The following is a 912-nucleotide window of genomic DNA, read 5'->3' on the forward strand; positions in this document are numbered from 1 at the left end:
AACCCTCCCCGCGGGCGGGGAGGGAAGGGGTGGGCGAACCACGAGCCACCAGCCTCCTGCTGACGGCTGATGACTGATACCGGCTTCACAAAGATACTCTTCAGATCCGTCAGAGGTACATCTTCGTGAAGCCCAGGGCACTCCCTTCGGCCGGGGTGGATAGCCTCCCGATGGGAGGCCATCCACCCGAACCTGGTGTGACCGCTGGCAATTACCGCAGCACCGCTTCGGCGCGGGTCGCCATCAGCCGGGCGTACTGGGTGAACTCGGCGAGGGCGTCGGCGACGGTGGTGCGCAGGAGGTATTCGCCGGGCGAGAGGCGTTTCAGGAGGAGGAAGGGGGGGCCGGCGAGCACGTCGAGGATCTGGCGCACGGTGTCGGCCTCGAGGGGGAGGTCGCTGCCGACGAGGTCGGCGAGCAGGAACACGCTCTGCTGGGGCATCTCGGCCAGGGAGAGCAGCACCGAGGAGAAGGCGGCGCGCTCGCCCAGGATGCCCTCGAGCTCGTCCTCGAGGTGGTGGAGGGACTCGAGGTCGAGGCGGCCGGTCTTGAGGAAGCGCTCGACCTCGACCGGGCCGACCGGGAAGACCTGGCGCAGCTTGGCGAGCTTCTGCAGGGCCTCGGGCGAGATGTAGCACAGGCCGCCCCCGCCCAGGCCGGAGGGCCGCCACTGGGCCAGCTCGGCCAGGGCCTCCTCGCGCATGGACTCCCCGGCGACCAGGCCGGCGTACTGCACGCTGCCCTGGCGGCGCAGCTCGAGCAGTTCAGGCGGCTCGCACTCGCCCAGGCGGCACAGGGCCAGCGTGTAGGCCCGCCGCCCCAGCGAGGCGCGGAAGAACCAGGGGGGGCCGTTGCGCTCGCGGCTGAGGCCCAGGCGCTCGAGGTCGGCGGAGAAGCCGGGGGCCTCGGCGG

General features: G+C 71.4%; 1 protein-coding gene. It reads right to left on the minus strand.

What is annotated here, in order from left to right; all coding sequences use genetic code 11:
* Window positions 1-211: 211 nt before the first annotated feature.
* Window positions 212-912 (minus strand): hypothetical protein (locus Mterra_RS21515; protein ID WP_119316893.1); only part of this gene is annotated, 701 nt, incomplete at its 5' end.

It is taken from the genome of Calidithermus terrae, assembly GCF_003574345.1.
Taxonomy (GTDB): domain Bacteria; phylum Deinococcota; class Deinococci; order Deinococcales; family Thermaceae; genus Calidithermus; species Calidithermus chliarophilus.